This window comes from Spiroplasma endosymbiont of Halictus nicosiae (genome assembly GCF_978018445.1).
Genome location: NZ_OZ389573.1, coordinates 1,463,035 through 1,487,464, shown reverse-complemented (window position 1 = coordinate 1,487,464; position 24,430 = coordinate 1,463,035). Strand labels below are relative to the sequence as shown.

Below are 24,430 nucleotides of genomic sequence, written 5' to 3'. Positions count from 1 at the left end.
ATGTTTAAAAATAAGCCAACATATGGAAGTAAATTTCCAGATTTAGAGTTGCTTGATACTGAAGAAGAACGCCGAAAATATGAGGAGGAAGTTAAAGAATTATCTAAACAGGAGCAGAAACGTTTTAGTTATTTGTCTCCAACTCAGCACAATGATTTTTCACAACGACGAATGTTTTGGGATAGTCCACTTGAACGAGTAGGGCGAAGTTTTATTATTTTTGGACAGTTAGTAGCAATTGTTTTAGCTTATTTTATTGGTCAAAAGACAATTTTAGTTGCTTTAAGTAATTATCTTGATCCAAATATTAAAGTTTTTGCTGAGATTTATGTTAAAGACCTTTTAAGTTATGGGTTCTTATTTCTTAGTTTATTATTTAGTTTATTATATTTTATTCCGATGACAATGGTCCGAACTGCGGGTGCTATTTATGGATGAGGTATTTCTTATATTATGTTAGCAATTTTATATTTTTTATTTGTTGAAATTTTATGTGCAATTTTATTGATTCTAGGAAGTATAAAAGGAAATCCCACTGAACCAATTAATATTTGATTATTAGTTTTTATTGTTTTGGTTCTAATAATTACTTCTATTTGAATTGTTGGAGCATGCCTCTTAATTGTTAAATCAGATGATGTTAAACGAAGAATTAATTTAGAAGTTTAGGAGAAAAAAGAAAATGATGACACTTACAGAAAGATTAGAAGAATTAACCAAACAATTACAACAAAATGTTTATGAAAAAGAAGAAATTTTTAATTTAGCAATGTTAGCCATGCTAAGTGGTGAATCAATTTTTCTTTTAGGAAAACCCGGAATTGCTAAATCGTTAGTTTCACGTCGTTTAAAGCATGCTTTTAAAAATGGTACTATTTTTGAATATTTAATGAATCGTTTTTCAACACCAGAAGAAATTTTTGGACCAATTTCAATTGAGGATTTACAAAAAGGAGTGTATAAGCGCTTAATTGATAAATATTTACCAACGGCTGAAATTGTATTTTTAGATGAAATTTGAAAAGCAGGACCATCAATTCAAAATACTTTATTAACAATTATTAATGAAAAGATTTTTCGTAATGCTGGAGTAGATATAAAAGTGCCAATGAAATTATTAATTTCAGCGTCGAATGAGTTGCCAGCAGAAGGACAAGGTCTTGAAGCTTTATATGACCGTTTTATTATTCGTTATATTGCACAAGGGTTAAAAGACGAAGAAAACTTTAATGATATGATTGCTGGAGTAACTGAATTGGATGCAAAAGTTGATGAAGCTTTACAAATTACACATGAAGAATATGATACATGACGAAAAGAAATTAATAAGATTAAAATAACACCAGTAACTTTTGATTTTATTTCTCGATTTCGAAAAGCAATGTATATTGCGACTGAAGGTGAATATTATATTTCAGATCGTCGTTGAAAGAAGATTGCTCATTTAATGAAAGCTTCATCATTTTATAATGGTCGTGATACAGTTGATAAAGCTGATTGGTTAGTCATTCCATATTGTATTTGAGATGATGAACAACAAGAAAAAACATATAATGCTATTTTTAATGAATTTTATTTAGATGCTTTAACGTATGATGTTCGTGAAAAAAAGAATCGTTTAAGCAAAGAATTAGAAGAATTATCAGCTCAGTATGAAGATATCCAAGAAGTTAATAGTCGCAAAAGTGAATATTTGGATGTTTTTGATGGAAAATTACAAGGAACATTTCATCGAATTTTTTGAAAAAATCAACAGTATCCAATTTGTTTTATTCGTGTTGAAGATTTTATTGATGCTCGTCATAATAAGACACAACCCATATTAATTGAATTATATTATGGTGAAGATTTAGATAATATGGCAGATGTTTTGCAAACAGAGATTAGTTATGTTAATGATAGTACTTTTAAAATTATTAAAACAAATGAAGAAATTAAAATTGAAATTAAGAATTCAAAAGTGGATAATAATTCAAAACTTGAAAAAAGAATTTTAGCTGTTGAACGAGAAATTGATAGTTTAACAACTTCTTTTCCGGATGAAAAAGAACGATTATTATCTTTAAATTGCCTTTTTTTTAAAGAACGTTTTATGTTGGCAGTTAATAATGCCTTTAGTGATAATAAAATAAATTTTAATGAAAATTGGTTAGAATTAGAACAATTTTCAAATTCAGAGCAAAAAATAAATAATAGTAATTTTGAACAATTAACAAAAAATTAAATGAGTAAAACAAGGGAGGATTTAATGTGAATCCATATTTAGAGCAAAAAGTGGGAGTTCAACTAGCTAGTAAGTTAACAGCATTAAAAAATACGGATTTAGTTAATCCAAGGTTTGCTCTGATGAAAACAACGAACCGGTGATTAAGTGAAATGTTTGACCAAGCTGTTAATAATTTTTATGATCATCAAATTGAAAATGAAATTATGAAAATTAAGTTAGATTTAAATATCAAAAAAGAAATTTATTTATTTCATTGGATTAAAGTTAATGGTTATGATGGTTTAAAAAAGAATTATGCTTCAACACAAGATTTTTTATTTAAAGTTAATTCACCATTTTATGATCGGCTAAATTATTATCGTTATGAATTTAATAAAAAACAAAACAATAATCCAAATATGTTATTTCGTGATTTTATTGGAATTTGAGAATCCATTTTAATTAAAAGAATTAATGATTATCGTTTTGCAAAAATTGAAGAATTAAGAACAAAGTTTATGCAAGATTTATATAATAAAGTGGAAATTTATAATAAAGCTAATAGTTTATTAAAAACAGTATGAAACTTTTTTTGCAAAATATGAAATCCAGTAGAACTAAAAAAAGGTGTTAATATGTCAGCCGTTGATAAATTTGCAAAATTTTTGGAAACTAATCCAGCAATTATGGAAATTGCAACATTATTAGGGCGTTTTCAAGGTGAAAGTAATTTAATTGAACAACGAATTTTAGAAGAAATTGTAATGGATTATGAATGAAAACCAATTGGTTCTTCACCAGAAGAAATTATTGGAGCAACTGAATCTAAAGATTTAGAACATATGTTTCCCGCCGAATTAGTTTTATTAAAAGATCCAGTTTTAAAATATATTTTTTATAAAAAATATATTGAGGGCAAATTAACAACATTTGAATTTTTATCACAAGATAAAGTTCCCAAAGAACAAATTAAATTACGAACAATTGAAACATATGTTCCTGAAGAAAAAGGACCAATCATTTTATCAATTGATACCTCTTCTTCAATGCGAGGTAGTCCCGAACAAATTGCCAAAGCTCTTGCTTTAGCAATTGCAAAAATTGCTTTAGCAGAGCATCGCCCTTGCTACATGATTAATTTTTCTAAAAGTTTAGATGTTTATAATTTATCTTCTTTAAAAGATTCACTACCAAAATTAATTGAATTTTTGTCAAAAAGTTTTGCTGGGGATACAGATTTTGAGCCAGCATTAGAACATACTTTAACAGTAATGGATAGTAATGAATATTTTAATGCTGATTTGTTATTAATTAGTGATTTTTTAACTTCTGATTTATCACCTGATTTAATAACAAAGATAAATTTATTAAAACAGCGTCGGAATCGCTTTCATGCTATTGTTATTGGGACAATAAGTGCAGAAAATGTAGAAACAATTTTTAATAATACTTGAATTTATGACCCACGTGATCCATTTGCTTCAGAACGAATAATTGCTTCGTTAACAGGGCAAATTGTAAAGAAATATGATAAAGTTCCTAATGCAAAAGCAATTTTAGGACAAATGAGAACTGCAAAGGAGATTAGCAAAAATGTTAAGTAACAATACTTTTAATTATTTGTTAGAAAACCAAAAAAAATTAGATAAGCATATTTTAACAAAATTTAACTTAAATGATAATGAAACATTTGAGAAACGAATTTTGGCTTTTTTAATTGAGTTAGCAGAATTTATTAATGAACAACGTGATTTTAAATATTGAAGTGTCAAACCGGCTTCAGCAAAAGATATTTTATTAGAAGAATATATTGATGGAATTCATTTTTTAATTAGTATTGGTAATAGTTTAACCGTTGACTTTAAAACATATCAATATCATAATGAATATTGTCAGGAAAATATTAATTTGACAAAACTTTATTTAGATTGTTTTGCAGTTGCAACAGAACTAATTAAAAATCAAACATCAGAAGTTTATTTTAAAGTTTTAAATCAGTATTTAATAATTGCTGAACAGTTAAAATTTACTGAAGATGATTTACTTACCGCTTATAATAAAAAAAATAAAATTAATTTTACTCGCCAAGAAAATAATTATTAAAAAAATGTTTTATAAAATGTATAGTGTAAATGTAAATGCAATTAGTTATTTCCTACTCTTATTAATTAAAATAATAGCACTTAAAAATAAGTTTGCAAGTATTTTTAAATTATTTTTTTAATTTATTTAAAATTAGTATATTTGGGCACACTAAAAAATAATTTATTAAGTTTTTTTATTTAATAAATTTATTTAATATATTTATTAAATAACTGTGTTGGTGTTTCTCAATTTAAAGAAGGTCTTATCTTATCATTAATTGTATTAATTATTCAATCTATTTTATCTTGTTTAATAATTCTAAAATCAGTACTTTTTTGGTAATTCTCGCCTTATATCTCTATTCATTCTTTCTACAATTGGTTTTTGTGTAGGACTACCTTTATCACAAAAATATACATTTGTTTTAAGATGTTTTTCAATATCTTTTCAATTTCAAAATTCTTTTTTTTGATCAGTTATAATTCCCTTTAAATGTTTTTTTAAAAGTTTATTTTTAAAAATTTGTTTTAAAGTTTCTAATACTTCTGTTGAATTTTTTTCTTTTAATTTTTTTAAAAAGGTAAATTTAGTTAATTCTTCTGTTAATGTTAAACATGCTAATTTCTTATCTTTTCCAACAATAGTATCCATTTGAAATCAACCAAAAGTACCTTTTTCATGTTTTGCTTGTTTAATAGTTTTAAAATCATTGCTTAAATTACCACGTTTATATTTTTTCCCTTTATGTATTTTTTTTACTATGAAAATACAAATTACGTTTATTTGTTTAGGTATATAATAAAATTTATTAAATTTTTCATCTAATCATAATAATTGTTTAAAAGTTAAAGTAGTTTTCTTTTTACAATTTTTACGATTTTCTAAATATCGTTTATCTTCTTGCATAGGATGATATCGTTTAATATGTTTATAATGTTTTAAGTGATATTTAATAGTACTTTTACTACGACCCATATATCTTGCTATTTTTGATATATTAAGAGTGCCATTTTTTTCTTAAAAATATCAGATTCTAACGCTTCTTTTAAATTACATCTTTCAATAAAACTTAAATGTTTAAACTTTTTCATTTTTTCCTACCCTTTCTTAAAATATTTACATAATACAATAAAAAAAATAAAAGTAAATTATTGACATTAAATTTAATGATGATAAGATAATATTGTAAATCTAAAAAGGCAGAATTTTTCTACTCTTAACCTGTTTTAGAAAATTACAAAAATATAGACTTGCAAAAGTCTTTTTTATGTAAAATATAGATAATAAAAAAAGAACTTGTGAGAGTTCTTTTATACATTAATACAGTTTTTTACTCTTTTATTTAATCATATTGTTTAAATAATAGCAATTTTAATATGCAAAAAGGAGCAAAAAATGGCCAAAAAATGCCAAATTATAAAAGAAAGGTATTAGCAAGATTTAAAAAAGATAAAAATGGTGATTTAGTAAGAAAAATGCAAGGTGATTGACTAGTGCAATTATGTATTAGTCATTTTAAAGAGTTTCAAATTAAAATGAATGAAACTATTTTATATATGGAACAAAAAAAGAGTATAAAGATATTATTAACACAATGTTAGAAAATGAATTATATTTAAAAAATTTTACAGATAAAGATAAAAAGATTATTTCTTCGTTAATTAATAATGATGAATATAAAGATTTATCTAAACAAGAAAGAATAAACAAAATAGCAGAAGAATATAATATTAATTCAGTAGATGGTACTGTTCATGGTGGGTCAGTTATTGACCAAATGCTAAAAAGAAGTGAAGAAATTAAATCTAATCGTTTAGAAGAAATTAAGAAAAATGGTGCTAAAACTGACCAAGATATTATTGATTATGTTAAAAGTTTAACATGACAATAATAAGGAGGATAATAACCTATGGCAAAAGTAGGTGGAAAATTAAGTATTGCATTATCAACAGTTTTTCAAGTTGATGGTAATACTGCAACAGAAAAAGCAATTGGGGATGTTGCTGTTTTACAAATTAAAAAGATTTTAGAAAGTGTCTATGGCAGAAGGTTTTGAAGCAGGACAATATGTATTCCCAGAGCGTATGGTTTGGGGTAATGATTATGATAAAGATTCTGGAATGGAACAACAATCCGTAGCAGTGCGAAGAGCAACTGTTATGATGGATCAAATGTTAACATTTAAATATGATGTTCCTACATTTGATGTTGTTCGTTTTATGGAATCACCAGTTGAAGTACGAACTACTACAATTGGAGAGTGAATGAGAACAATTACTCGTAATTGATATTCAAATATAAATGCAATTTATTTACAAGGTGCTGTAGATTTATGTATTGCAACAGGTCAATTTATTAAATTACCTATTCCAAAAGATACTGATACAGCACAAAAAACATTTTATAAAATTAATGATATTTCAATTAATTTAGTACAAAAAGTAAATGCTTTAATGTTTGGTACTAAAAAAGATGATTTAATGGTACATGTTGCAATGCCAGCATTTGCTCAATTTACAAAAGCATATACTAAAATTTTAGACCAAATAGGAGCAGATACATTAGCAACTGGTCAATTATGGAAAAAAATGATTGTAAGCAATTAAACTTGTTGTACTTGTTGCTACTAATGAAATTGTTCCTATTATACTTAATAATTTTTTCATTCCAATTAACCCTCTTTCTATTAATTTCTTGCATTATATATACAAGGTTAAGTTAGTTAGAATTATTATCTTTATCACTTTTGTTGTGACTTATATAAAAATTAATAAGATATTCGATTCGTTCTAAATAAGTAAAGTCATTAAATTTATTTCAAACTTTTTCTTGGTTTTCATTTAAGTAAATATTAACATTACGAATTAATTTAGAATAATATTTTCCTGTTTTTTGATTAAATGAATGTTTCATAATATTAACCCTTATAATTAGCAATAATAATGGCATCTCGTAAATGATTACTAATTTTGTCATTATTATATTTTCAACCTTTACCATATTGATAAGTTAAATTACTATCAATTCCTTAATAAATTTTATTTCCATAATACTTACTTTCATTTTCTATATTTTTAACAACTTATTTACTATGGCGTGGTGAAACATTAGCAATATATCCTTGTGTTTCTAACGAACCTAATAATTTCAATAAATCATCTCTATCTTTTGAGCCATTGGCATTTGTATATAAACAATTTTTTATAAAAACTAAATATTCTAGTTTATGATTATTTGATAATATTTTTCCAAATGGTTTTTCATTTTTTAAATAATTTATAATAAATTTAGAATGTTTTTTTTCAATCTTTATTTATAAACTCTTGTTTATCTAATAAGATATTATTTTCAAAAACAACAATAGCCGTAGTACCAGATCCAGAAGGGTTAATACCTATTTTTATCATGCGTATACATCCTCATCATTGTTAATTGCTGGTACTACATTAGAGATATCTTCTTCTTTAAGTACATTATCATTTGTGTACGCTATTTCATCATTACATGGGCTAAAATTTATATTATTTGATAATGATTCATGGCTCATATGCCCCTGATTTTTAACGATATTACTATCATTATCAATATAAATCTTTTCATCATTAGGTGTAATAACTGCTTGATCTGATTTATATGCTTGTTGTAATTCAACTGACATAATACCTCATTTTCTTAATAATGATTTTAATACTGTTTTTAATGCCATTTCATCAAAAGTAGCAATCATAAACTTTTTATTTTTAGCATAAGTTTTAGAATATTTCATAAAATTATTTTCCATTTGTTCTCTTGTCATATATAAAGTTTTTTCAAAACCATTAACCATTTTAAAATATGCTGCATAACCTATAATTGGTAATTTTTCTCGTTCATCTTCATTTTGTATTCAATTAAAACTAGTTCCTTTTAAACGATCATAATTTATTAATTCACCATCTTTGACATCAGATACTGACATATCTAAATATTGACCGCTTCTTTGGGCTAATTGAATATAACCTTTATAACCCATTTGAAATTGTGCTTGAATAACTCATTCTTGTATTTCGCGACCATTAATAATTCTTGTTATTTTAGTATTATATGGAACTACATAAGCATATCCAAATTGTTTTTCCATCGGTAAGTTTAATAATACTCCTTGATAACAAGCAGTCATAATTGTTTTTGGATCTGCTTTTTGTAACAATTCATTACTATTTGTTATTGCTATCAAATTACTTTTAAATCTTACAATTTCATTTTCATTTGAAAATTTACTTTTAATTCAATCATTTGCTACATCTGTTCTTAAAAATTCTACTATATTTGCCATTTTATTTCACTCCTTTAATTTGAATATTTATTCCTTTAATACCAATTACTTTATTTTCTGTATTTATATATCATTGTGCTTTAATTATGTTTTTAACTAACTTTTCATCAATAATTAAATATTTAATTAGTTGTTTTAATTCATATTGATTAGCATTTTTTACAAAATCATCATCAATTCCAATTATTTCAATATCTTTAACTAATAATTTTTCTTTACGAAAATTACTAGTAATAATTTTTAATTCTTGCACTTTTTTTGCTACACTTTTAATTTCTAAAAATTGTTCTTTTTTATGATTTTCAATAATTTCATTTTGTTTTTGAAATTGAATATTAATAACACTATTTTTAAAAGAATCATGATTACTTTTAATATTATTTTCTAAATTCAAAATATCTTTTCTAATAAAATTTAATTCATTTTTAAAATTTTTTATTAATTCTAATGGTTCTCTAAAAATATAATCAATTTTTGAAACTACTAATTTTAAATCTTTTAATGATTGTGATTTATATTCTCCATTTATTAATCAAGCTTGTTGTCGATATATAAATTTTGCTAATTCTTGTCCATTTTCATCAATTCATTTTTTAATTGTTAATGCTTTTAAACTTAATTCTTTAAAATCAGAACCTTTTATATAAAACGGAAATGTAATATTATTTACTGTATTTTTTACAATATCACTCATTATTTATCCTCCTTACTAGGTAATTTGTCATATTTTGAACTGTCAACTAATATTCAATCGATAGAACCTGTTGAATATGGATTTTTGTAAAAATCTTCTTTATATAATTGTTGTTGATCAATTTTTTTATCTTTTTCAGCAAGTTTTTTTAAATGTTTCATTTTTTTCTTTTAGTTTGTCAAATTTAATTGATTCTGTTATAGTCATTTTAAAGTTCCTCCAAATTCTTTTCTTTAATTAAAGTATCAATATATTCATAAGCACTTTCTTCTGAATGACATTATTCTAATGCTTCATTAAATAAATCTTCTTCGGTATAAACCTTATCATCTTCATTTTTTCACATATTATTCACATCCTTTTCATTTAATATTTTCATTTTCTAAATCAATAATTACTGTTGGATAATACTTTTCATTTTTAGCAGTTATTTTTGCTTCTTCAAAAGAATAAAATGAATATGTAGTTAAATATTCATTTTTAATAATTAATAAGTATCTTTTAGTCATAATTTATTCCTCCGAATTCTTTTTATTTACAATTAAATTTTCTAATTGATAAATTTTTAATCAATGTTCTTCACATAATATAATTTCTTTTTTATAACCTAAATTTCACTCTAATTTATCACCAATTTTTTCAATATAATTATTTCCAAAATAAGCATTTTTATTATTACAATTAATTTTTTGACATTTCATAGGTTAGTTTCTCCTAATTTTGTTTTCCTAATGCTCAATGCTCATCAGTCATATCTTCAAATGATACTGGATAACTTTAAAGCATTAATTCTTGTAATTTATTTTTTTGATCGCATTTTGAACAATAACCTCAATATCTTTGTTTAAGACAAGTTTTATTTAACTTTTTCATATTTATTTAATTCCTTGCTATTTTCTATTCTTGCTCTTTCATTAGCACGCTCAATTTTTTTCTTATGTAATTGCTTTTTACTTAAAAACTTTCAAGGTTTTTTATTTAACTTTTTTATATAAACCCCCTAAATTACTCCTTTAATTTTTTTGTCAATTTGTAATATTTTTCATCCATCTGATGCTAAATCTAAAATATCGTTAATTTTGTAATGTTGCATATAAGAAGCAATAATATCTCACTTGTTTTCAAAAAATTAAGTACATTTTTGCTCATTCTAAACATTGCAAATCATAATGCTTTTTATGATGTGAAATACGATAATTAATAGGTTGACAATTAACTCAAAGAAAAGATGTTGTTATTTCATTCCAAGTTTTATTAATATATTTACTTTTATATTCTGTCATTATAATTCCTCCTAGTTTTAACTCGCTGGCACTCACTCCCAAGTGAAAGTGCCAAGCGAGAATTAGTTATATAAGTATTTATCTATTTATTTACTACGCCATCCGCTTCACTGGGGGTGAGCGGTGGCAGTATGTTAATTATTTAAATGTTTAATAATACACAGTTGTTTTTTTAATATTGACGCCAGACATATATATGTCTTCCTTTATCCGTGCCCATTTGTGCTTTCGCTCTGGGATTTGACGCTCAGTTTTTAAAATTAAATTTACTCGCACCCATGCAAAGGACCGAATGCTAAACGCAAATTTAATTGTTTGTGTCATCATCTCAATATTTATTGTCGTTTGATGTTAGCCTTGGACACAACACGACTATCGCTTAGTTCTAATGAACCAGCGTCGATTTACATATTTCCTCATACACTGTTTCAGTACTCGCCTCGGCTGGCTGTGAGAATTAGTATAAACTCATGTTCTTATGGAAGCACTTAGTTATTTAAAATAACCGTCCCACTCTGCATTAAGTTGTTTTGTAAAATTTAAGTTTTAAAAACCCAGTTTCTCAATCAAAGATAATTTTTGAATTTTCTAAACGTTTATAAAACCGCTTTTGTGTTTTATCTTTTACTTTATTCAATAAATCTTTATGTTTTTTACAAGTTCATAAAAATTTATTTGATAAAAATTCTTCGATAATGAATGATATTACTTTATAACAATCATTAACATGACATATTTTTTGTTGCTTAATTATCATTACCTCCTTTTAGGAGTTGTTTTATTTCAAATAAAAAAACAACCCTTTAATAAGAGTTGTTTTGTTCTAATTGGTTTACACTATACAAAATTATAAAACATTTTTTTAATCAGTATCAAGACTACTTTTCCGATTTTCTTTAAATTCTTCTAATGTTTTAATAAAAATTACTGCTGTTGGACACACCATTTGTGCTTCCACTAACTCCTTATCATTATCAATGGTATTTGCAAAACCATCATCATCCATAAAAAATGTTTCAGTTTCATCAATCATAATACAGCTACCACAAGAAATAGATAAGTCAGTATTTACATATGTTCTTTTTTGATATATCACTATTTACCATATTTATCACTCCATTATTTATTTACTATAATAATAACAAAAATTTTAATAATAATATATAATTTTAATGTAGTTTAAAAAAGTTGGAGGTTTAACATGGAAACTAGAATGGAGAAATTTGCCCAGCTACGTGAAATGATTAAGAAAGAGATTGAGATTGATCAAGAAATTAATCAAACCAGTCAAGTCATTAATAGTTACATGGCGAAGTTAAACGCTATTGATGATAATTTTTTTGGTAGTGTTAAATCAGATTTTGAACAAGAATTTAGTTGAGAAAAAGTATATTTGGATAAAAACCCAGATGAACAACCATACTCATCTGATTTTAAATATGATTTGAAACAATTGCTAGAACAAGTTGTTAATACAACTAAAGCAACAATTCAAACTAATCAAAAAAATGACCAAGATGCTGGTGATGTTATGCATAATATTTTAATTGCTGAAACATTGTTAAATAAATCAACATATCAAAAATATCAAGCAATTTTAGAAAGTATTTTAGCAGAAAAAATTACTTATCATCGAGTAAGTGATAAAATTCAAGCAGAAAATAGTGATTTTAAAATTAATTCAGCTAATATTGAATTTAGTACAATTGCACATATGCGTAAAAATGATCAACGATCAACAGCAGAAATGCTAAAAGAATCAAGCGCTCTTTTAGAAGAAAAACATAATAATGTATTAGTTGTTTATCGAAAAATAAAACCAGGTTATAAAATGTTATTTAGTACTATGCTTTTGCTTGTTGTTTTATTAGTTATTTGTTTAGTTTTAATCTTTATGTTATAGAAAATAGGAGTAGATGATGAAAATAAATATTGCGATTGATGGCCCCGCTGGTAGTGGAAAATCTTCTGCTGGTTATGAATTGGCCAAAAAACTAAATTATCAGTTTATTGATACTGGATTAACTTACCGTGCTTTTACTTATTTTTGTGTAAAAGTTGGAGTTGATTTTGCAAATCATCATCAGTTACAAGCACAATTAACAAACTTTAAGTATCAAGTGATTAATAACCGTGTTTATGTCAATGGGAAAGATATTACTGATAAGTTGCAAACTGATCTTGTTCTGGATAATATCAACAAAATTACTGGACTTGATTTTATTCGAGCAGCAATGGTTTGCCTGCAACAAAAATTAGTGATTAAAAAAGGTAATGTTGTTGTTGGACGAGATATTACTACTGTTGTTCTTCCTAATGCTGAAGTGAAAATTTACTTAACAGCGAGTATTACAGCGCGAGCTAACCGCCGATGAAATCAAAATCAAGAAAACCATATTGTTCCGAATAATTTGGCAGAAATTACTGCTAAATTAAAAGAACGAGATTATCTTGACACAACCCGAGCGGTTGGACCATTAAAAATTGCTCCTGATGCAGTTATTGTGGATAGTAGTAAGTTAACATTTGAAGAAACGGTAACTAAAATTTATGAAATAGTATGTAATTATAAGAAAGCAGGAAAATAAATGGCACAAAAAGGAACTGTTGCAATTGTAGGGCGTCCAAATGTTGGAAAATCAACATTATTTAATCGTGTTATTAAAAATCGCCTTGCAATTGTTGAAGATACTCCTGGTGTAACACGCGATCGAATTTATGCTTTCTCAGAATGATTAACAAGAGAATTTTTAATAATTGATACGGGCGGAATTACATTAAATAATACGGCAATGTTTGCACAAGAGATTAAAATGCAAGCAGAAATTGCAATTGCAGAAGCTGATATTATTATTTTTGTTTTATCGTACAAAGAAGGAATTACCCCAGATGATGAAATGGTTGCAAAAATACTATATCGTGCTAAAAAACCGGTTCTTTTAGTTGTTAATAAATATGATAAGCAAGAAAAAGAAAGTGAATTGTATGAATATATGACATTAGGATTTGGTGAGCCAATTGCTGTATCTGCTACTCATGGAATTGGAATTGGTGATTTATTAGACCAAGTAATTTCTCATTTAGATCAAATTCCAGTTCAACCAAAAACAGAAGGAATTCATTTTTCTTTAATCGGTAAACCAAATGTTGGAAAATCTTCTTTAACAAATGCTATTTTAGGTGAAGAACGAGTCATTGTATCACCAATTGCAGGAACAACAACAGATTCAATTGATACATCATTTAAACGGAATAATCAACTTTATACTGTGATTGATACTGCTGGAATTCGTAGAAAAGGGAAAGTTTATGAAAAATTAGAGAAATATAGTGTTCTTCGTGCTGTTAGTGCAATCGAACGAAGTGATCTTGTTTTATTAATTATTGATGGGACAGTTCCTATTACTGACCAAGATACAAATATTGCTGGTATTGCATTTGAACAAAATAAACCAATTATTTTGGTAGTTAATAAGTGAGATGCGGTAATGGAAAAAGATGAACGGTCAATGAAAAAAAATGAACAAAGTATTCGTGGATATTTTAAATATCTAAATTATGCGAAAATGGTTTTTGTTTCTGCTTTAGAAAAAAAACGATTACATATTTTATTTCAAACAATTGATGAAGTTTATGTTGGTTTAACGCAGCGAGTAAAAACTAGTGTTCTAAATGAAATTTTAGTAAAAGCACAATTGTTAAATCCACCACCAGATTTTAATGGTGGGCGTTTAAAAATTTATTATGCTACTCAGTCTGAAGATGTTATGCCGACTTTTATTATGTTTTGTAATAATCCAAAATATCTTCATTTTTCTTATAAAAGGTTTCTTGAAAATCAACTTCGAGAATATTTTGGATTTGAGGGAGTACCAATTAAAATATTATTTAGAGAGAGAAAGTAACGAGGAAAATTATGATGAAAAAAACACAAAAAAATATTACTGTTATTGGAACAGGAGCATATGGGACAGTTTTAGCAAATGTTTTGACAGATAATGATCATAACGTTATTATGTATGGAATTGATAAGAAAGAAGTTAATGATATTAACAACGAACATTTAAATCGTCATTTTTTTGGTAATTTAAAAATTAATAAAGAAATTAAGGCCACAACAAATTTTGCTGAAGCAGTTGAAGATGCTGAATATATTATTTTAGGAATTCCTGTTGTTGCTATTAAATTAATAATTGAGAAAATCAATCAAACAGTAACAAAACCAGTTGTTATCATTAATGTTGCTAAAGGATTAGATCCTGAAACACACGAAGTTTTATCAAAATCAATTATAAAATTAATAAATCCAAAAATTTTAAAAGCATATGCAGGTATTTATGGTCCAAGCATTGCAAAAGAAGTTTTACAACGAAAACCAACGTGTATTATGGCAGTTTCACAGGATTTAGTAATTGCGCAAGAAGTTCGTGATTTGTTTAATAATGAATATTTTGTTACTTTTTCTAATACGGATGTGATTGGTAGTGAATATGCGGTTGCTTTAAAAAATGCAGTAGCAATTGCCTCAGGAATTTTTAATGGTCTTTATGAATCTGATAATGCTAAAGCATCATTAATTACAATGGGGTTAAATGAGATTCAACTTTTTGCCAAAACAAAAGGAGCTCAAATTGAAACTTTTTTTAATTTTGCAGGATTAGCTGATTTAATTTTAACAACTACCTCAAGTAAATCACGGAATTATTCGCTTGGTTTTGCAATTTCTCAAGTTGATGATGCTCAAAAAGTTTTATCAGAGCAAGTAAAAACAGTAGAAGGTGTTTTAACTTGTAAAACAATTGTGTTAGATGCGCGTGCAAATAATATTACATTACCTTTATTTGAAGTTTTATATGATATTTTATATCATAATAAACGACCAAGTGTAATTATTAATAATGTTTTTACAAAAGCAATATTATCCTAAAATTGCGGCCATTTTTATGTTATAATTACTATACGAAGTATGCAAAAATAAAGAGTATGTAATTATTGATGAAATGGAAGGGCATAAAATGAATTTTAAACATTCTTTTTACAATGGTTCAGGCAACAAGCCAGAAAGTAACCAACAGCAAACTTCTCTTAACCAGGGAAATAATTTTAATGTTTTACAACAAAATTATCAACAAAAAGGACCTAATCAAAATTATAATCCAGTAACATCTGGACAGGTCGGACAAAATATTTCGCAACAACAATATTCATCAACAAGAAATATTGGTTCACAACAATATCAACAACAAAATGGCAATAGTCAAAATTATAATCAACTTAGTGGCTGTATGTATTATTTAAGGGTTTTAATTAATATCTTAGAAATTGTGGAATAAAAATACCACTTACTTATTTAAATTATATTACTTTTAATTTTATTGTCAACAACATTTTAACATTTTTTAAATTTTTCCACAACAAAAATACATGTTTATTAAAGTTATTTAATTTATTAGATAAAATTAATAAAAATATAAGTTTGGTTGTAAATTATTATTTACAAAATTATTAACTAAATAATTAATTCTATTTTCTTCTAATGGTTCATTAGTATTAAATAAATTAATTTTATTTTTAAAATTCATCATACTAGTATTTAATTTATTTTTAAGAGTTTTTTCATGATAAGTTGCTTTTTTAACCAAAACACCTTTACAGTAATGTGATATATCACCCTCAATATGACAACCAATATTATTTCATAATGTTTGATTTATGACACCTTCTTCATTATTTTTAATTAATTTAATTGTCTCTTTTAAGAATTTTATTTTTGATTCTTTTATAAAAGAAGCACTGTTTTCTAAACATTCTAATAATTCTTCATATTTAGCATTAAAAAAATAATCGACTGCTTTATGGTATGTTTCTCTGTTTTTTTGTTTTTACTTTGATAAGGATATAATTTTTTAAATCTACTTGTAAGGTGAAATTTATCTATCGTGTAATGCACTTTATTTTTAGGAAAATATTCTTGAATAAATTTTACAATATTTTTAATTCAAGATGCGCCATCTCCTAATACCATAAATTCAATATTGTCATTAACATCATAATAACTTGTAATTAATGTAAGTAATTTATTAACAAAATTAGTTAATTTACTATTTTTTTTAATATATTCTGGAATATTATCTAGCTCTATAACACCTAATTTATCTTGAATTACAGGTCTTTTTTTCGTTGATTTTGCCTTATCAAAACCAGTATGAACAGTTGAAAATATACTATGTTTTTTTATTTTTTCTTTTCCTTTTTTCTTTTCATTTCACATTTTTAAATAAGTTCCATCAATTTGAATATATAAAGTATGAGGTACCTTTATTTTTTTATCAGTTTTATTAATATAATATTCTTTATAAATTTTTGCATTTTTCATAATATTTGAAATTGTTTTTATACAAATTTTTACATGTTCCATAGTATCTAAAATATCTTGATATGTTTTTTTATTACCAATAAATGATGATATTTTTTCTTTAACAGTATTATCTATTCTTTGTCATTTTTTAATGCCTAAAAGTTTATCCAAAGGAAAAATATATTCTTTTTTACCTGTTTCTGGATTAATTTTATAATATTTTCTTCTTTTAAAAGTTATTTTTCCATTTAAAATAGTTAATGTTCTTGGTTTTATTTCTTTTACTTTATAATCTTTAAATTCTTTTAAAGTTTCATCAATTTTATAATTTTTAAAAATTCATTCATCAGAATTTTCTAAATTTTGTTGAATAATTTCAATACTTTGTATATATAACAAATTATTAAAATTATTAAAAAAGTTTTCATCAATATTTATCATTTTTTACCCTCTTTCTTAATTTCACACATTAACATAAAAATAATAAAAATGCAAAAAAGATAGCAATTTTTATTTAGTATGTTATAATTTAAGTGTTAATTATTAGCAAATTAATTTAACTGAAAAAAGTAAATTACTTTACTTTTTTTTATTTTGATGTAAAATATAAATAATAAAAAAGAACTTGTGAGAGTTCTTTTGTATATTTAACAGGACTTTTTTACTCTTTTATTTAATCATATTCGTTAAATAATAGCAATTTTAATATGCAAAAAGGAGTAAAAAATGAAAGAATTTAATCCAAAAACAGCAAGTTTAAGCACATTTAAGCGTAAAATAGAAGAATTTTGAGCCGATAAGAAACCCAATATTCCCTATACTTTGAATGATTTAACCAATAAATTCAACCTTTCTAGCAGATGAAGACATGAAACTTACAAGAGCGAAAAGATAATACCTTTAATACAACGACAAGTTGATAAAATTGAAAGTGAACTTATTAAACAAATGGTTAAAACGCCAGATGGAGTAAAAACATATTGACAGCGTGCATTTAATTATAAATATTCAATACAAGAAAAACAGTTAGAACAAGAATTAAACTTAAATAATCAACAACCAATAATAGTTAATTTACAAACTGATATTAGAGATATTAAAAAAGAAAGTGATAATAATGCTTAATCATTTTACTTATTTATTAGAAATGCCTTATTGGTTATTACAAAATAGTAGTATTGGTAATAAATACCCCTTTGCTAAGAAATATGAGTTAGTTAATGAAATTAATCAAATTGGAACACGATATAGTGGTAAGACTATATCAAATATTAAAATGTTTGGTGAATTATTAAAAATTAGTTTATTAATTAAAGAATCAATTTGTATCATTGCTAGTATGTATTGGAGTAAAGATTTAAAAGATAGTGTATTTCAAAATATATGAAATATTTTAGATGAAAATAATATACCTTATACTATTAATTTATCAAATTTTACTTTTACTTTATCAAATGGTAGCAAAATATATTGTAAAGGTTTACATTCACCAAGTCGGAAAGAAAAATTAAAAGCCTTTGCTGATTTGAATAAATATAAATTAGTTATTGATTGAAGAGAAGAATGTGATCAATTTCAACAAAAAGATTTAAGTGATTTAGAATTTGCTATTCGTGGTTATCAAAATAAAATAACAATTAATACATGTAATCCTGAAAGTTTAAAAAGATATATTGTTGGTTATTGTAATGAATTATTACCTTTTAATGAAGAAATAATGCGTAGTAAATATGAGCAAATTAAGTATATTGAAAAATGAAATATGAAAATTATTATTCATTATTCTAGTTGAAGATTAAATTATGAATTACCACAAGATAAAGTTAATGAACAATTAAGATTAGAACAATTAGATATTGAAAGAGCAAGAGTATGGAGTTGAGGACTTCCTGGCAATACTAGTGGATCAATCTTTGCAAGATATATTGATATTATGAAAGCAACAGATATTATTCAACCAACTAAATTATTAGGTGGTGTTGATATTGCTAATGCTACTAGTCCTAAAGGACATACAACAGCGGCTAGTTTTTGAATATATAACTCATTTGATAAAAAAGCCTATAAAGTTGCTGAATATACTCATTCAAATGCTACACAACAATTTAAAACTGAATTAGAACAAGTTAAAGATATTTTAGATTTTTATAACAATCAATTAAATCAATACTTTAATTTAATACAACAAGGAATATCAATTAATGTTGATGATAGTGCTTATTCAACATTGCAAAGTTTAAACCGAGAAAAATATAATTATTCTTTTGGTCAATATATGACATTTAAACCAGCACAAAAACAAAAATTTAAAGTAAGACATCGTGTAGAGGCATTCACAATGTTAATAAATACTAATCAATTAAAATGATTATGAGAAAAATGTCCTGTAAGTAAAACCTAATATGAATTAATACAATGAGAAGATAAGCCTGAAGCAAGAGAAGAAAAAGTATTAGACTTATATGATGATACATTTGATAGTGATTTTTATGCTTTACATTTTAAATTAATACCAATGGTTAAGCATAATAGTTCAGCAGATTATAAATTATGACAACAAAGGGAGTGAATAAATTAATGAAAAAAGATATTTATGTAATACATGATGAGCGTGTAATAAATGCAAAAAGACCTTATATGTCTGTTTGTGGACAAGTTAAAAAAAGACTTTGTCAAGAATTAAAAAAAGATAATATCGCAATATGTAAATTAAATTTATATAATGAATATATTAAAAAATATCGAAAAGTTAAAGTATGTGTTCAAGTTTTGGCAAATGAACCAAATTTATTAACAGTAAATATTATTAATTATGCACTTATCTTAAAATTAAAGGAGCAAAATAACAATGCATAATACTTTCCCTAGTTTACCAAACTTAAATGATATTAATAGTGTTTTAAAATTTTATAATTATGATTGAACAATTAATTTGGCCAATATTATTGCTCGCCATCAAATGCGATTAGTAAATGGTAAAGATATTTTATTTAAATCTCATCGTAAAGATATTTTAAAAAAATTAAATTGATGATATGAAACTTATAAAATAAAAGAAAAATTAGATAAAAATGAATTAACAGCAAGTTTAATGGGTAAAACTATCTTTGGTTTATTAGAAACTAGTGATGGCAATATTGATTTATGAATTAACCCTTTTAACTTTACATCTCGTGTAAGTAAAATAAATGAAATTGAACAAGGTGCTGATATTTGATTAAATTATCATCAATCAGATAGTGGTTTTATTTTAAATTTAATTTGTACCAAAGATAAAATAGTTATTAAAGGTTGACCTAAAAATAATGAAGTAGTTGTTGGTCAAAGTAAAACACAAATTAAAGATGATGTTAGACCTGTTTTAGTACAAGAATTTAAAAATAAATTAGGTATTGTACCTTTTTGAGAAATGATTAATGAATCTAATCCTTTATTTTTATCAACATCAACAACTTTAAATCCATGACCTACAATGGCAAATTGTTATAAATTACAATTTGATTTAGAAGATAGTTTTAATATTAAATCAAAAGAAAGATATGCAAATCGTACGCATTGATATGGGATACTAAGTGATGATTTAATGACTGCTTATAACAAAGGCAATAAAAAAGTACTACAAGATGTATTTGATGATATTTTTGTTCAATCAAGTTCATCAACAGTAGATGGTCAATTATCCCAATCTTTACAAGTGGTACAAGGTACACCAACCTTAGAAACATATACTGAAGACCAAAAATCTATTATTGAACAAGTATATTTAGCATGTCATTTTTCTAGTCCTTTTGGTGATAAATCAGATAATGATCAAAATAAAACACAGTCATTATTAACTAAAACAAAAGACTTAGAAAAACAAGCATATTTACAGGCATATCGTAAACAATATTATACCAAGATGTTTGATACTGTTTTAAAATATTATGATTTATGAGATGGTAGCGGTGAACGCCCTTATGGATTTGATTTTATTAGTGCTAGTTTAGTTGATCAAATGCGACAAAATGAATTAATTATCGCTAGATTAGATAATGGAACAATGGAACCAATAAGAGCCATAACTGAATATGATAACGTTGACGAATTAGAAGCAACAAAATATTTTGAAAAAGTAGAACAATGACAAGATAAAATGCAAGCTAAAGAAATCGAACATAATAATAAATTACTAGAATATGATGAAACTGGTAATAATCAAAATGCCTTACAAGGGAGAACAGAAATTAAGGAGAATTAAAAAAATGAGTAGAATTAATCCAGGGGTTATGGAAGAATTAAGAAGACAAGCCCATGATACTTTAATAGATATCAGAGAAAACATAAGAGATAATAGACATTGAATGGTATTTCCTTTTAATGTTTATAGTTCATATATACCTGATACTGAAACAGGATGAAAACCTAATAATGCAAAACCAAGTGACTATGGTAGTTATTCACGAATATTTGATAATATGGAAAGTACTATTGCACAATGACAAGGTAGTTTAAAAATAGTCCAAAAATATAAAGGTGAAGAAATTACTATCTTAACGATTGATGATTTTAATAAACAATCTATTAATTCAACAATATGAGCAAATAATGAAACACCTTTTGCAATAAAATTAAAAGATGAAAATAATAATGTTTATTGAAAATTAATTGCTGGTGAAAACATTTATGATATTAATAGAATGTTAGAATACTTAAAGCAATACAAATTAAGTTATTTTGTTAATAATGATAATAAAGCAGATAATTTTTATACAAAAGAAGTTAAAGTTGGTAAATATTGAGATGCTTATATGATTGATGATAGAAGTTCAATCCAATTCGGTGAAGCTAAATTCGAACAAGTATTTACTCAACAATCAACCGAAAGACAATATACTTTATTAATTTTAGATGAAGATGCTGATAAATTAAATATTAATGATTATTATAATTTTTATACAGTATTTAATGATCGTGGTTTAAATATTGGTGGTGGTGATATTAATTCTGCACCCCAAGATAGACAATGATTATATCCATCAAATGTTATTAATTATTATTCACCTTATGATGGTAGTTTTTTATGACAAGAAATTACCTTTTCAAGTATTAATGACAAAATTAGTAATAGTGGTTTATCAGTACGACAATTTATACAAACAAGTGCCCCAGGTGAAGGTTATTGTTTTCCTAAAATAACTTATGATGAAAAACTAAATAAAGGTATTGTTGAATTAGATGAGATTTTATTAAAAGACCCAGGGGTTATAGCAGTGGCAGTTAAATTTTATGGTAATCCTATCTTTTTTGATATGCCAGTTATTGGCCGACCAATTATTAAAGGTCAATTTAATAAAAAAGTAATGAATTCAAGAGATTTATTAATGTATAACATGTTTCCTGCACCACCTGATAAAGTAAATACTTATGCATCACCCGAAGTAAGTTGATATAACATTCAAGGAATACAACCAACAATAATAACTGGTTATAAAGACTGAAAAACAGATATGGAAAGCAGATACGACTTTTGAAAACAGAAAAATAGTGAGGGTATTGTTATAACTGACCCCGCCACTACATCAGCAACTAATTCTACTGTTGGTAGAAATATTCATAAAGAAGATAAAGATTCTAAATTTTACTGGTCTAAAGATTGAAAAATAACACCACCAGCAAAAATAAAAACAAACAGTGGTACAGTTGATAATATTATTACTACCCAGGCATCATCTTATTTTAGAAGAAAAGATGAATTCGGTAATACCGTTGGTCAAGTTCAAATTGAATATAATAAAATGAGCGCATGTAATGTTTGAGATATTTTAAATATGAATAATTTTATTAATCGCCAAATTACAGTATTACCTTTAAACTATACACAAAAATTAGTTTTTAATCCTTTTACGATACCAGGTGGAGTTGGTAAATTCTTAAACTTTATTTCATTTGGTATTCCATGAGGATGAGTAATTAATCAAAATGAAAAAACTTGACCTAATTTCCAATGACTTAATGGCTTTATGAGTGCTAATGTTTATAGTTTTTATAATGATGCATTTTGAGGTGATAAGGCTGCTGGTAAAGGTTATTTACCATTTGAAATATTTAGAGAACAAGGAAATGATAAAATTGGTGCTATGATTGGTGCTAATGCTACTAGTTTTAGTTTTACTACTTTATTAACTGATAAAATACAAGGCAATGTTTTTGAAAAAGATGGTAAACCAACAGAACGAATAACTTATTCAACTTACAATTTAAAACAATTAAACCCTAAAACTAATCGCATATATTTAATTAATGAATTAGTAAGATCAGTAGATGCTCAAACACCAGTTAGTGATAGTGAAAAAGATAATGATTGCGAATTCTTACAAACACCTGATGGGACAAATTGTAGTTATATAATTGATATGTTTTCTATTCAAGCATTATATAAAGGTAATTTTGAAATTATCTTTTATGCAGATAACCCATATACAAATAATGAAGAAGATTATTTACGCTTATCAGTATGAAGTTTTCGTGGAAAAACAAAAAGCGTATTAAATAATTATTTACGCGATATGACAACTAACTATAAAACTAGTTTCTTACTACCACATGACTATGAAATACCAACATTTAATTACCCACAATATGTATTACCACCAGTTTTATATAATTACAAAGAATATACAAAAAATATATGAGATGCTAATACAGCAAAACCATTATTAACTAAAATTACTATACCAACACAGTGTTCTAATACTCTTTCAATAATTAGAGGAAATAATTTTTATAATTTATTTAATAATAATTATTTTAATGGATATTCTGAAATAGAACTTGACTTAAAAAAAATTGACCCAACAATTCAAAGTATTGATAAATTTATTAGTTCTTATAAAACAATTGAAATAAGTAATCTAAGTAATTTACAAGTTGAATGTGAACCACCCGATATAGAGAATTTTATTCCTAATAGAAATGTTAATATTTTAGGTGGTGTTGATAGTTGTAAAAATAATTTTAAAACATTAACCGATGTAAGTTTACGTTCCACAGGTCTCTCACAAAGTGATAATGTTAATTTTGAGAATACAATAACTTTATATACTGATAATATAAAAGTAAATGATATTCAAACATTCGCTATCGGTTATACTAATGGTTTAATAAAGAATTTGTATGAAAGTACCTATGAACTTTATGGTGCAACTTTATTATTTTTATTACAAATAACATCACTGTCTAATAAAGTTAATGATAAAATCAAAGAAACTTATTTACAAGCATATTATACAAATGATATGAAATTAAAAATTAGATTTTCAAAAGTATTATATTTAGAATTATCGCCATTTTATCTTAATTATAGTACTATGAATTTTTATAAATATTTTGGTAATAATCAAAATATTACAATAAATGTTAATAATCCCAATGTACTAGGTATTAAAAATAAAAGTGATAATCCAGTTAAAATTACAATAAAACCAAGATAAAAATAAAAGAGATTTAT

The 24,430-nt window shown here is 25.1% G+C and carries 31 protein-coding genes; 18 read left to right on the top strand and 13 right to left on the bottom strand.

What is annotated here, in order from left to right; translation table 4 throughout:
• The 4 genes from ACZ91P_RS10240 to ACZ91P_RS10225 are packed head-to-tail and all read left to right on the top strand — an operon-like array spanning window position 1 to window position 4,309.
• On the top strand, window positions 1-669 hold the full coding sequence (locus tag ACZ91P_RS10240) for a hypothetical protein (protein ID WP_465155718.1): 669 nt from the start codon (window positions 1-3) through the stop codon (window positions 667-669).
• 13 nt (window positions 670-682) lie between these two features.
• The gene (locus ACZ91P_RS10235; RefSeq protein ID WP_465155716.1) at window positions 683-2,224 is read left to right on the top strand and encodes an AAA family ATPase; all 1,542 of its coding nucleotides are present in this window, start codon (window positions 683-685) and stop codon (window positions 2,222-2,224) included.
• 26 nt (window positions 2,225-2,250) lie between these two features.
• Complete coding sequence (locus ACZ91P_RS10230) at window positions 2,251-3,810, top strand: vWA domain-containing protein (protein WP_465155714.1); 1,560 nt, start codon at window positions 2,251-2,253, stop codon at window positions 3,808-3,810.
• Window positions 3,800-4,309: a dUTP diphosphatase gene (locus tag ACZ91P_RS10225; protein WP_465155712.1), complete on the top strand. Its 510-nt coding sequence runs from the start codon at window positions 3,800-3,802 to the stop codon at window positions 4,307-4,309. Before ACZ91P_RS10230 ends, ACZ91P_RS10225 begins: the two co-directional genes overlap by 11 nt.
• Window positions 4,310-4,609: 300 nt before the next feature.
• Here the strand turns inward: ACZ91P_RS10225 and ACZ91P_RS10220 are convergent, their stop codons facing one another.
• Window positions 4,610-5,266, bottom strand: a complete 657-nt coding sequence (locus ACZ91P_RS10220; protein WP_465155710.1) for an IS30 family transposase — start codon at window positions 5,264-5,266, stop codon at window positions 4,610-4,612.
• 431 nt (window positions 5,267-5,697) lie between these two features.
• Here ACZ91P_RS10220 and ACZ91P_RS10215 point away from each other — a divergent pair, with 431 nt between their 5' ends.
• From ACZ91P_RS10215 to ACZ91P_RS10200, 4 genes are read left to right on the top strand one after another with little or no spacing between them, the layout of a single operon-like run.
• Window positions 5,698-5,892: a hypothetical protein gene (locus ACZ91P_RS10215; protein WP_465155708.1), complete on the top strand. Its 195-nt coding sequence runs from the start codon at window positions 5,698-5,700 to the stop codon at window positions 5,890-5,892.
• Window positions 5,886-6,182, top strand: a complete 297-nt coding sequence (locus ACZ91P_RS10210; protein ID WP_465155706.1) for a hypothetical protein — start codon at window positions 5,886-5,888, stop codon at window positions 6,180-6,182. Before ACZ91P_RS10215 ends, ACZ91P_RS10210 begins: the two co-directional genes overlap by 7 nt.
• Before the next feature lie 18 nt (window positions 6,183-6,200).
• A complete protein-coding gene (locus ACZ91P_RS10205; RefSeq protein WP_465155704.1) occupies window positions 6,201-6,389 on the top strand; it encodes a hypothetical protein in 189 nt (62 codons plus the stop codon).
• On the top strand, window positions 6,331-6,897 hold the full coding sequence (locus ACZ91P_RS10200) for a hypothetical protein (protein WP_465155702.1): 567 nt from the start codon (window positions 6,331-6,333) through the stop codon (window positions 6,895-6,897). Before ACZ91P_RS10205 ends, ACZ91P_RS10200 begins: the two co-directional genes overlap by 59 nt.
• Here the strand turns inward: ACZ91P_RS10200 and ACZ91P_RS10195 are convergent.
• From ACZ91P_RS10195 to ACZ91P_RS10150, 10 genes are all read right to left on the bottom strand, one after another.
• The gene (locus tag ACZ91P_RS10195) at window positions 6,868-6,957 is read right to left on the bottom strand and encodes a lipoprotein (protein WP_338989387.1); all 90 of its coding nucleotides are present in this window, start codon (window positions 6,955-6,957) and stop codon (window positions 6,868-6,870) included. The two genes, ACZ91P_RS10200 and ACZ91P_RS10195, sit on opposite strands and share 30 nt — an antisense overlap.
• 52 nt (window positions 6,958-7,009) lie before the next feature.
• Entirely contained in the window at window positions 7,010-7,204 is a 195-nt protein-coding gene (locus ACZ91P_RS10190) for a hypothetical protein (protein WP_465155700.1), read from the bottom strand.
• Between the two features lie 487 nt (window positions 7,205-7,691).
• On the bottom strand, window positions 7,692-8,606 hold the full coding sequence (locus ACZ91P_RS10185) for a recombinase RecT (protein ID WP_465155698.1): 915 nt from the start codon (window positions 8,604-8,606) through the stop codon (window positions 7,692-7,694).
• Window position 8,607: 1 nt separating this feature from the next.
• A complete protein-coding gene (locus ACZ91P_RS10180) occupies window positions 8,608-9,300 on the bottom strand; it encodes a hypothetical protein (protein ID WP_465155696.1) in 693 nt (230 codons plus the stop codon).
• The gene (locus tag ACZ91P_RS10175) at window positions 9,300-9,461 is read right to left on the bottom strand and encodes a hypothetical protein (RefSeq protein ID WP_465155694.1); all 162 of its coding nucleotides are present in this window, start codon (window positions 9,459-9,461) and stop codon (window positions 9,300-9,302) included. Before ACZ91P_RS10175 ends, ACZ91P_RS10180 begins: the two co-directional genes overlap by 1 nt.
• 186 nt (window positions 9,462-9,647) lie before the next feature.
• On the bottom strand, window positions 9,648-9,809 hold the full coding sequence (locus tag ACZ91P_RS10170) for a hypothetical protein (protein ID WP_465155692.1): 162 nt from the start codon (window positions 9,807-9,809) through the stop codon (window positions 9,648-9,650).
• 3 nt (window positions 9,810-9,812) lie between these two features.
• Window positions 9,813-10,001 (bottom strand): hypothetical protein, encoded by a 189-nt coding sequence (locus ACZ91P_RS10165; protein WP_338988976.1) that lies wholly within the window; start codon window positions 9,999-10,001, stop codon window positions 9,813-9,815.
• Window positions 10,002-10,373: 372 nt separating this feature from the next.
• Window positions 10,374-10,583 carry a hypothetical protein gene (locus ACZ91P_RS10160; RefSeq protein WP_465155690.1) on the bottom strand — a complete coding sequence of 70 codons (210 nt, stop codon included), beginning with the start codon at window positions 10,581-10,583 and terminating at the stop codon, window positions 10,374-10,376.
• Between the two features lie 520 nt (window positions 10,584-11,103).
• Complete coding sequence (locus ACZ91P_RS10155; RefSeq protein ID WP_465155688.1) at window positions 11,104-11,340, bottom strand: hypothetical protein; 237 nt, start codon at window positions 11,338-11,340, stop codon at window positions 11,104-11,106.
• 105 nt (window positions 11,341-11,445) lie between these two features.
• A complete protein-coding gene (locus tag ACZ91P_RS10150; protein WP_465155686.1) occupies window positions 11,446-11,616 on the bottom strand; it encodes a hypothetical protein in 171 nt (56 codons plus the stop codon).
• A gap of 207 nt (window positions 11,617-11,823) precedes the next feature.
• Between ACZ91P_RS10150 and ACZ91P_RS10145 the strand changes: the two genes are divergently transcribed.
• The 5 genes from ACZ91P_RS10145 (at window position 11,824) to ACZ91P_RS10125 (ending at window position 15,916) form a co-directional block, all read left to right on the top strand.
• Complete coding sequence (locus ACZ91P_RS10145) at window positions 11,824-12,486, top strand: hypothetical protein (RefSeq protein ID WP_465155683.1); 663 nt, start codon at window positions 11,824-11,826, stop codon at window positions 12,484-12,486.
• Between the two features lie 16 nt (window positions 12,487-12,502).
• On the top strand, window positions 12,503-13,171 hold the full coding sequence (gene cmk / locus ACZ91P_RS10140) for a (d)CMP kinase (protein WP_465155681.1): 669 nt from the start codon (window positions 12,503-12,505) through the stop codon (window positions 13,169-13,171).
• Window positions 13,172-14,488: a ribosome biogenesis GTPase Der gene (der, locus tag ACZ91P_RS10135; RefSeq protein WP_465155679.1), complete on the top strand. Its 1,317-nt coding sequence runs from the start codon at window positions 13,172-13,174 to the stop codon at window positions 14,486-14,488.
• Between the two features lie 11 nt (window positions 14,489-14,499).
• The gene (locus ACZ91P_RS10130; protein WP_465155677.1) at window positions 14,500-15,510 is read left to right on the top strand and encodes an NAD(P)H-dependent glycerol-3-phosphate dehydrogenase; all 1,011 of its coding nucleotides are present in this window, start codon (window positions 14,500-14,502) and stop codon (window positions 15,508-15,510) included.
• A gap of 88 nt (window positions 15,511-15,598) precedes the next feature.
• Window positions 15,599-15,916 carry a hypothetical protein gene (locus ACZ91P_RS10125; RefSeq protein WP_465155675.1) on the top strand — a complete coding sequence of 106 codons (318 nt, stop codon included), beginning with the start codon at window positions 15,599-15,601 and terminating at the stop codon, window positions 15,914-15,916.
• Between the two features lie 126 nt (window positions 15,917-16,042).
• Here ACZ91P_RS10125 and ACZ91P_RS10120 read toward each other — a convergent pair whose 3' ends face one another.
• Window positions 16,043-16,225, bottom strand: a complete 183-nt coding sequence (locus tag ACZ91P_RS10120) for a hypothetical protein (RefSeq protein ID WP_465155673.1) — start codon at window positions 16,223-16,225, stop codon at window positions 16,043-16,045.
• Between the two features lie 167 nt (window positions 16,226-16,392).
• Window positions 16,393-17,382 carry an Mbov_0401 family ICE element transposase-like protein gene (locus tag ACZ91P_RS10115; RefSeq protein ID WP_465155671.1) on the bottom strand — a complete coding sequence of 330 codons (990 nt, stop codon included), beginning with the start codon at window positions 17,380-17,382 and terminating at the stop codon, window positions 16,393-16,395.
• Between the two features lie 285 nt (window positions 17,383-17,667).
• On the opposite strand from ACZ91P_RS10115, the gene ACZ91P_RS10110 reads away from it, so the two are divergent.
• From ACZ91P_RS10110 to ACZ91P_RS10090, 5 genes are all read left to right on the top strand, one after another.
• Entirely contained in the window at window positions 17,668-18,066 is a 399-nt protein-coding gene (locus ACZ91P_RS10110; RefSeq protein ID WP_465155669.1) for a hypothetical protein, read from the top strand.
• Window positions 18,059-19,342, top strand: coding sequence for a PBSX family phage terminase large subunit (locus ACZ91P_RS10105; protein ID WP_465155667.1), 1,284 nt, complete (start codon window positions 18,059-18,061; stop codon window positions 19,340-19,342). Before ACZ91P_RS10110 ends, ACZ91P_RS10105 begins: the two co-directional genes overlap by 8 nt.
• A 149-nt stretch (window positions 19,343-19,491) precedes the next feature.
• Complete coding sequence (locus ACZ91P_RS10100) at window positions 19,492-19,797, top strand: hypothetical protein (protein WP_465155665.1); 306 nt, start codon at window positions 19,492-19,494, stop codon at window positions 19,795-19,797.
• Window positions 19,790-21,181, top strand: coding sequence for a hypothetical protein (locus tag ACZ91P_RS10095; RefSeq protein WP_465155663.1), 1,392 nt, complete (start codon window positions 19,790-19,792; stop codon window positions 21,179-21,181). The genes ACZ91P_RS10100 and ACZ91P_RS10095 overlap by 8 nt, the downstream gene beginning before the upstream one ends.
• A 4-nt stretch (window positions 21,182-21,185) precedes the next feature.
• Entirely contained in the window at window positions 21,186-24,413 is a 3,228-nt protein-coding gene (locus ACZ91P_RS10090; protein ID WP_465155661.1) for a hypothetical protein, read from the top strand.
• The last annotated feature ends 17 nt before the right edge of the window (window positions 24,414-24,430 follow it).